Raw genomic sequence first — 7,516 nt, forward strand, 5'->3', positions numbered from 1 at the left:
TTTGTTGAAGGACTCAATAACAGCATAAGAAACATTATTCGGACTGCGTTTGGATATAGAAATTTTGAAAATTTCAGGCTCAGAGTATTTGCGGAACATGGCGTTCCCCACTAATCTGCGATGAGCCAAAAATGAGTGCTACAGCGACAACGTTGAACGATATAAATATCAAAGCAATTGCTTTATTAAGCAGCAAGCTCGGAACGGCGGACACAATACGCTTTCTGAATCAGTTCACAACCGGATTCGGCGACTACACGGAAGAGAGAAAGAAGGTATTTGACAAAATGAGCATGGATGAAATTGTAACTGAAATAAAGGCGAGGAGAAAGCGAGGCTGAATCCTCCTTGTAGTTTACAACCCTACACCTTATCTCTCCACCGCCTTTTTGAATGGCAGGGCATCGTATTCAGGCGAAGACCACTCCTGCCTGCTCCGTATCATACTGCACCACCTCATCATTTTTCAATTCAATATCATACAGCCCATCCTTCAGCTTTGTTATGATCTCTCGGTCCAACGGATGGTCAGCAATAATCAGCCATGTAGGTCCGCTTGAGTGCAACGAAAGCGGACAGCTCTTTGCTTAAACTGTCTGATTTCGCTCAACTCTATGAGACCTACGTGACTACGTGACTATCAAGCTGTTTATATTGCTATTGCTCAATTTAGCGCCCTTTTTTCTTGCCTTTCGCGACAAATAACGACACAATAACTGTCGCAATATGTCGCAATATGTCGCAATATGTCGCGATTTAGTATAGCAATTCGTCTCCCAAGGTTGAACCAAGGAAATAAAGATGGCAAAAACTGACCTGACCCGGCAACAGAAAGAAGTTCTGGGAATTTTAGCCGACAATCCACAGGGTGCCGATGTCAGGCAAATTATACAGAGCTTGCAAGCCCCTCCTCACAAACGAACAGTTCAACGCTGGCTAACGGCACTGGTTGCTGAAGGACACATATCCGTTGTCGGTAAGGGCCGAGCGACGCTCTATAGACTGCCTGCAGACCAGCATGACAAGCTGATAACTCCCACAGATGATACGGCCAGAGAAGATTATGAGCGTTATATTCCTATCTCCAGAGAAGGCCGCGAAATTATGGCCTATGTTCGACAAAGCCGCACAGGCCGAACTCCGGTAGGCTATGAACGGGGCTTTTTGAGTGATTACATTCCTGGCACAACAAATTATCTGGACGATTCGCTCCGTGCCCATCTCTATCACATTGGTGAAACAGAAGAACAGCAACACCCTGCGGGCACCTATGGCCGCGCGATTTTAAGCCGATTGCTGATTGACCTATCCTGGGCCTCCAGCCGCCTGGAGGGGAACACCTACTCCCGGCTCGACACAGAACGCCTCATTGAACTGGGCCAATGCGCTGAAGGCAAGGGTGCTCAGGAAGCACAAATGATCCTCAACCACAAAGCGGCAATCGAACTTCTTATTGATGGCGCTGAGGACATTGGCTTTGACACGTATACCTTTCTCAGTCTCCACGGACTGTTGTCAGAAAACCTGATGCCTGACCCTGAAAGCAGTGGACGATTGCGCTGGCGCCCCGTACATATCGGCGGTTCAGTGTATGTGCCGCTTGCAATGCCGCAACTCATAGAAGAATATTTCCGTGAAATCATCAATAAGGCAGCGACAATCCAAGATCCTTTTGAGCAGGCATTTTTTATTATGGTGCAACTCCCCTATCTACAGCCTTTTGAGGATGTTAACAAAAGAGTATCCCGACTCGGTGCAAATATCTCCCTCATCAAAAACAACCTTTGTCCACTGACGTTCCTGGATGTGCCTGAACGCGCCTATATTGACGCCCAATTGGGAGTCTATGAAATGAATCGGTATGAACTGCTACGTGACCTCTTTATATGGGCCTACGAACGTTCAGCAAATGAATACAATGCGGTCAGGAAAAGTTTGGCAGATCCAGACCCGCTCAGGCTACGTTATAGAAAAGAGATGCACGAACTTATAGGTGATATAGTCCAGAATTGTCGCCTGGATGCTGAAGCGGTCATCAGCAGTTATGCTGAGAGGCGACTTGCTCAGGCAGACCGGCTGGCTTTTGTGGAAATGGTCAAAAAAGAAATCAGTCGTCTGCATATGGGAATCATTGCCCGTTACCGCATTCGGCCTGCGGAGTTTGCTGCCTGGCAGAAGAGTAAAGAAAATATGAAATTCAGGAATACAGAAGATGGTCAGACGGATATTTCTCGATGATTAAATAGGGGGCAAGTTTCACTACCCCCTCTCTCTCCACCGCCTTTTTGAACAGCAACGCATCGTATTCAGGCGAAGACCACTATCTGACCAAGCCTTGTCAGTTGCTGAGAAATTAATTGCTCAAGGGGCTATTCCGGTCAATAGCGAAGAAGATGCCCTGCATATAGGTCTTGCGGCATCGGCAGGTATTGACTATTTGAAATGGGCAGTTAATGCAGATCGTGCCGTCACCGCTGATACGGAACAGAAGCCGCCGGAGAAATAGGCTCTCCCCATCTCTACGAACAATGGCCTCAGTCGAGCATGATTCAGAGCGTTTCCTTTATATCCGCCATCCCCTTGCCCTGCCTGTTCGCATCAGGTATAATCCCATCATCATACAAAAAGGAGATCCAATGGCGGGTGTGAGCACGGCGTTCGTGGTACTGGCGGCCTTATGCTGGGGAATATCAGGAGGGATCGGTGGGATCCTCATGAGCGATGGCTGGGATCCGTTCGTGGTATCGTTCTACCGGGGCGCGATCGGGCTGCTGTTTGTCCTCGTGTGGCTGGCATTGCGTCCGCACTACAGCGGATTGGCAAGTGGGCGATTATGGTTCTGGTCGGCGATTGCCGGTCTCGGCGTAGCTGGCAACTTTGCGTTCTATTTCGTGAGCATCGCAGAGGGCAGCGTTGCGGTAGCGGCTACGTTGATGTATTGCGCACCGGTGTTTGTCTATCTTGTATCCTTCGCACTCAAGCTCGAAAGCCCCAGCCCGATGAAGTGGGCTGCGATAGCGGTGGTCATGCTTGGCATCGTCTTGCTTACGCAAATTTACGATATCGGTTCAGTGGGCGTCACAGCGATGGGCGTGGGGGCCGGGCTGCTTGCCGGGCTGTCCTACACGATATTCATTTTTGGCTTCAAATATGCTGCGCCACACGGTAGCCCACAGGCAATTCTCGTGATAGCGTTCGCAACACTGGCCACCATCCTTATCTGGCCGGGCAACGTCGACCAGATCGTTGCAGCCCTGAACACACCGGATTGGCCCCTGTTTGCAGTACTGGGTGTGCTTGGCGCTGGATTGTCGTTCTTTCTTTATATTGTCGGCCTGAACCATACCGCGCCGTCCGTGGCCTCAATAGTGGCAATGGTTGAACCGGTCACCGCGTCGCTATTCAGCGTCGTGGTTTTAGATGAAAGCCTGGTTGGCCCACAGATCATCGGTATGGGACTCATTTTGGTCACAGTGACTGCACTGGGCGTATATTCAAACGCCCGACAGCCACCCCAACACCCACCTTCAGATGTAACCACGAACTGAGTAACGTTCAGATCCAGTCCAACTTCTCCATGACTACTTCTGGAAGCAGCCGTTACCTGGGTAATGCCACAAAAAAAGAGCACCCCTTCCCTGGAATACTCCGCAGCCAGACAGAACCCGCATGGGCCTCAACAATGGCCTTAACCGCTGCTAAGCCCAGCCCGGTTCCTGTTACCTGCTCGCAACCCTGCTCACAGCAATGGCGGGCAGGACGGTAATAATGATCAAAAATATGGGTCTGATTTTGTAAGGAGATACCCGGTCCCTGGTCCCTGACCTCAAAAAGAAAATGCTTCTCTGTCATACGGCCCAGAACCTGAACTAAGGTCTCACTTTGCGAGTATTTAATCGCATTATCTAACAAGTTGGAAATTACCCGGCTGAAATGCACTTTATCAAGCAGGGTTTCCCCCAAATCATGCGGGATTTCCAGCGCAATATCAATTCCTTTCAAAGCTGCCTGCACCTTAAAACCCGTAATAATATCCTGGAGCAGGGTGTCAAGTTCACAGGGCTGCAACTCTAATTCAATCTGGCCTGATTCAATCCTGGAGGCATGGAGAAAAGATTGAATATACTCTTCCTGGCGTTTAAGTTCCTTTTGGACAATTCGGAGATAGCTAATCTGTTTTTTATTGAGTGCCCCAGCCTTCCCCTCCAGCAAACGGTTTACAAAACCACCTGTGATCATCACCGGGGCCTTCAAATCATGGGTAAAAAGCGAGAGCAGGTTACGCTTATACGCAGCATGCTCCTTAGTCTCTGTGGCATCCCAAAAGATCCCTATGAAATAGAGCATCTTGCGGTCAGTTTTGCCGTCACTTTTACTGTCACTCGCTGCAACTGTCTGTCCAAACAGGATAATAGGAATCTTCTTGCCTGTACGCGTCTGGATAATTGCCTCTCTGCCCAGGCAGGGCTGGCCTGTTGTCACACTTTCCCGGAGCGGACAATGATGTTCACAGAGATTAGAAGAAAGAATTTCAGAACAGGACTTCCCCAGGACCTCCTGGCGCTTCATACCGGTGATTTTCTCGGCAGCAGGGTTAAATTCGATGATCCTGTACGTATCATCCACGACAAAAAGAGCAACCGGCAAGCCAGCAATAACCTGGCTGTTGAGCTTGTCCTGATCCATAATATCTCCCTCATCTTGTCTCTCACTCTGTTCCCTGGCTTATCAGCTCCTTCTAAACCACTTTGCCATATCAGTTTGAGAAAACGTTTTCAAAACCGGCCTGCCATGGGGACAATGTGAAAAAAAACTACTCTGTTCCATCTGTTGCAGCAGGGCAAGCATCTCTTCCGGGTGCAATTGATTTCCTGATTTGATGGCAGCCTTACAGGCCATGGAAGCCAACAGGTTATCAACACATTCCGGCATGGCTTCAGCACGGGAGGCTCCTGAAGCGGTAGCCAGCCCATCAAGAATATCAAACAGCACTTCCTGAGGGGCCATTGTACCAACCATCGCAGGAACCCCTTTAATAACCCAGGTGGTATCACCAAAAAATTCAACGTGCAGGCCCAGAGCAGCAACAGCCTCTCCTTCCTGCTCTAAGGTATCAGCATGATCAGGTCCCAATTCCACTGTTACTGGAAAGAGCAGATTCTGGACAGCAACAGCCCGTTCTTCATATGCGCTACGAAGCTGCTGATAGAGAATACGCTCATGGGCTGCATGCTGATCAATCACCACTAACTGCTCATCATGCTCACAAAGGAGGTAAAGATTACGAAGTTGCCCAATCAAACGTAACCCATTATAACCGGGTTGTGAGCTGGGTTGGTTCTCTCGCTCTTCCCTTCCTTGTTTGTCTGGCTGTTTTTCTCCCACCTCCTTCTGCCCCTCAGTTTTCTGTGAGGAATCCTGCTGATCCAACAACGAAGAAAAGGGAACAGGTTCTGCACTATATGTTTGCTGTTTGGCCTGCTGGGGTTTCAAATCTTGCCCGGAATAATGAACAGGCGGATAACAGGATACGCTCCCTGAGACATCTTTCTCCTGCTCTTCTTGATCTAACAGGCTGGCTTCAGGCAATGGCGCTTCACCCTCTGTCTGTCTTGATTTGTCTTGTGAGGGATGAAAGAGTTCAGAACGCTTCTCTTCCTGATGACGAAGAACAGCCTCAGCAACGGCACGGACAAGAAAACGCCGCACCTCATTAGGACGTCGAAACCGAATCTCCCGCTTTGCCGGATGAACATTGATGTCAATCAACTGAGCATCAAGGGACAACATCAAGGCCCCGCCAGGCTGCTGTCCCTTCATGAGCACGCCCTTCAGGCCGTCAGCAACAGCGTAACGGATCATGCGGTCCTGCACCGGACGATTATTGACTAAAATACGGAGGCGGGTTGTGGAGGCTGTGGAAGAGGCATCAGGAAGGAGGAGAACCCCATTCACCATCAGGGAGTCCTGTTCATTCTCTGAAAAGACATCAAGGACAGTACCAGAATAACGAAAAACATCCCGAACCCGCTGCTCCTGGCCTGCTGCCAGCAAGATAAGGGTTTTCCGTCCATCCACCTGAAGGGAAAAGGTAATATCAGGATGGGCAAGGGCCTGGTTACGAATCACCTCTTCAATATGAAACAGCTCTGTCCGTTTACTTTTGAGAAATTTTTTCCGGGCAGGAAGATTGCCAAACAGGTTGCGCACCTCAATGAGAGTCCCACAGGCACAACCGTCATCATGGAGGTCATGAAGTGTACCGTAGCGAACTTCAGCCCTGGTACCGATTTCAGCTGTCTGAAGACGGGAAAGAAGCGACATCCGGGACACAGACGCTATACTGGGCAAGGCTTCTCCCCGGAACCCCAAGGTTGTGATAGCTGTCAGCTGGCTTTCCTCAAGTAATTTTGAAGTAGCATGCCGCTCCAGGGAGAGCAAGACATCGTCCTGATCCATACCAAAACCATTATCCATCACCCGGATAAGACGTGTGCCATCACCTTGTACCTGGATATTGATGCGGTCAGCTCCGGCATCAAGGGCATTTTCCAGGAGTTCCTTCACCACAGAGGCTGGTCGTTCAACAACTTCACCAGCAGCAATCTGGTTCGCAAGATGATCGGCGAGAACGCGTATTTTAGACATATACCTGCTCTTGTAGAGGGAACAAAAGAGGGACAACTAAACAGAAGAATTAATGTTCAAATGCTTCTCATGAAGCTTCAGAATAACCGCAAAGAGAATGTTTTGACAGAGAAGTATTCATAGAGTAACATGTCAACTGGTTGAGCCTGGGGTATCATAGCTTTTGTATAGCACCCTTTAAAAAAAAACAAGAGGAACTCTGCAACCCATTGCAACTTAACTTGCAACATAGCATAGGAAAAAATATGAGAAACCTTTTTCTGAAAACAACATTCATTTTTATCACCACCTCTGCACGACAATATCACCTTCTCCCTATTGCCCGCTAACCGTACTCTGTCATCTCAGCAGGCACCTTCCGTAATACTTAGAGAAAGTACAAATCCTTATGAACACATCAAAAAATATAGAAAAAAAATGGACAAAAGAGCTTGTCCAACAACTCGCCCAGGCTGCTGTTGCTGTTGAATTTTACACCCTCCCCTTCTATATTACGGCAATATGCTCCATTAAAGAAGAACATTGCGAAGCTGTTGAAATTATCCGCAGCGTTATCATAGAAGAAATGCTGCACCTGCAACTGGCAGCAAACCTCTGCCTCGCACTGGACACGAGCCCAAATTTTACATCACCTCAGTACGGATCAGATATTCCGTATCTCTGCCCATATAATCAAGAAACCGGAGAATGCGGTTTTCTCAATGCCACCTTGGGGCCTTTTAATAATAACACCCTGAATACCAATACCTTCGCCAATCAATTGTCAATCTCTTCTGGATGATTATTATTGTGTAAACGATAAATCATTCAGGAGAACAAAATGGACATTTTAAGCATACTCTGTTGTTTAACCCCTTGCCTTGACAAC

The 7,516-nt window shown here is 48.4% G+C and carries 8 protein-coding genes and 1 pseudogene; 6 read left to right on the plus strand and 3 right to left on the minus strand.

All coding sequences use genetic code 11. The features are described from left to right. Nucleotides 1–96 (plus strand): annotated as a pseudogene (locus L2082_RS17475) (transposase); the annotation flags it as partial. Between the two features lie 35 nt (nt 97–131). Continuing rightward, on the plus strand, nt 132–341 hold the full coding sequence (locus tag L2082_RS17480) for a hypothetical protein (protein WP_446010202.1): 210 nt from the start codon (nt 132–134) through the stop codon (nt 339–341). A 69-nt stretch (nt 342–410) separates the two neighbouring features. On the opposite strand, the gene L2082_RS17485 is transcribed toward L2082_RS17480, so the two are convergent. Further along, a complete protein-coding gene (locus L2082_RS17485; RefSeq protein ID WP_446010201.1) occupies nt 411–566 on the minus strand; it encodes a hypothetical protein in 156 nt (51 codons plus the stop codon). Nucleotides 567–801: 235 nt separating this feature from the next. On the opposite strand from L2082_RS17485, the gene L2082_RS17490 reads away from it, so the two are divergent. The 3 genes from L2082_RS17490 (at nt 802) to L2082_RS17500 (ending at nt 3,548) form a co-directional block, all read left to right on the plus strand. Continuing rightward, a complete protein-coding gene (locus L2082_RS17490; protein ID WP_446010200.1) occupies nt 802–2,238 on the plus strand; it encodes a Fic family protein in 1,437 nt (478 codons plus the stop codon). 97 nt (nt 2,239–2,335) lie between these two features. Continuing rightward, nucleotides 2,336–2,506, plus strand: coding sequence for a hypothetical protein (locus L2082_RS17495; RefSeq protein ID WP_446010199.1), 171 nt, complete (start codon nt 2,336–2,338; stop codon nt 2,504–2,506). A gap of 130 nt (nt 2,507–2,636) precedes the next feature. Continuing rightward, nucleotides 2,637–3,548 carry a DMT family transporter gene (locus L2082_RS17500; protein ID WP_446010198.1) on the plus strand — a complete coding sequence of 304 codons (912 nt, stop codon included), beginning with the start codon at nt 2,637–2,639 and terminating at the stop codon, nt 3,546–3,548. A 52-nt stretch (nt 3,549–3,600) separates the two neighbouring features. Here the strand turns inward: L2082_RS17500 and L2082_RS17505 are convergent, their stop codons facing one another. Next, nucleotides 3,601–4,686, minus strand: coding sequence for an ATP-binding protein (locus L2082_RS17505; RefSeq protein ID WP_446010197.1), 1,086 nt, complete (start codon nt 4,684–4,686; stop codon nt 3,601–3,603). Nucleotides 4,687–4,728: 42 nt separating this feature from the next. Further along, on the minus strand, nt 4,729–6,648 hold the full coding sequence (gene mutL, locus L2082_RS17510; RefSeq protein WP_446010196.1) for a DNA mismatch repair endonuclease MutL: 1,920 nt from the start codon (nt 6,646–6,648) through the stop codon (nt 4,729–4,731). A 388-nt stretch (nt 6,649–7,036) separates the two neighbouring features. On the opposite strand from mutL, the gene L2082_RS17515 reads away from it, so the two are divergent. Continuing rightward, a complete protein-coding gene (locus tag L2082_RS17515) occupies nt 7,037–7,429 on the plus strand; it encodes a ferritin-like domain-containing protein (RefSeq protein WP_446012041.1) in 393 nt (130 codons plus the stop codon). The last annotated feature ends 87 nt before the right edge of the window (nt 7,430–7,516 follow it).

Source organism: Candidatus Electrothrix sp., assembly GCF_052785085.1.

Coding starts and splice junctions, on each gene's coding strand:
- L2082_RS17500 (WP_446010198.1), top strand. CDS start 2,637: ATGGCGGGTGTGAGCACGGCGTTCGTGGTACTGGCGGCCTTATGCTGG.
- L2082_RS17490 (WP_446010200.1), top strand. CDS start 802: ATGGCAAAAACTGACCTGACCCGGCAACAGAAAGAAGTTCTGGGAATT.
- mutL (WP_446010196.1), bottom strand. CDS start 6,648: ATGTCTAAAATACGCGTTCTCGCCGATCATCTTGCGAACCAGATTGCT.
- L2082_RS17480 (WP_446010202.1), top strand. CDS start 132: ATGAGTGCTACAGCGACAACGTTGAACGATATAAATATCAAAGCAATT.
- L2082_RS17505 (WP_446010197.1), bottom strand. CDS start 4,686: ATGGATCAGGACAAGCTCAACAGCCAGGTTATTGCTGGCTTGCCGGTT.
- L2082_RS17515 (WP_446012041.1), top strand. CDS start 7,037: ATGAACACATCAAAAAATATAGAAAAAAAATGGACAAAAGAGCTTGTC.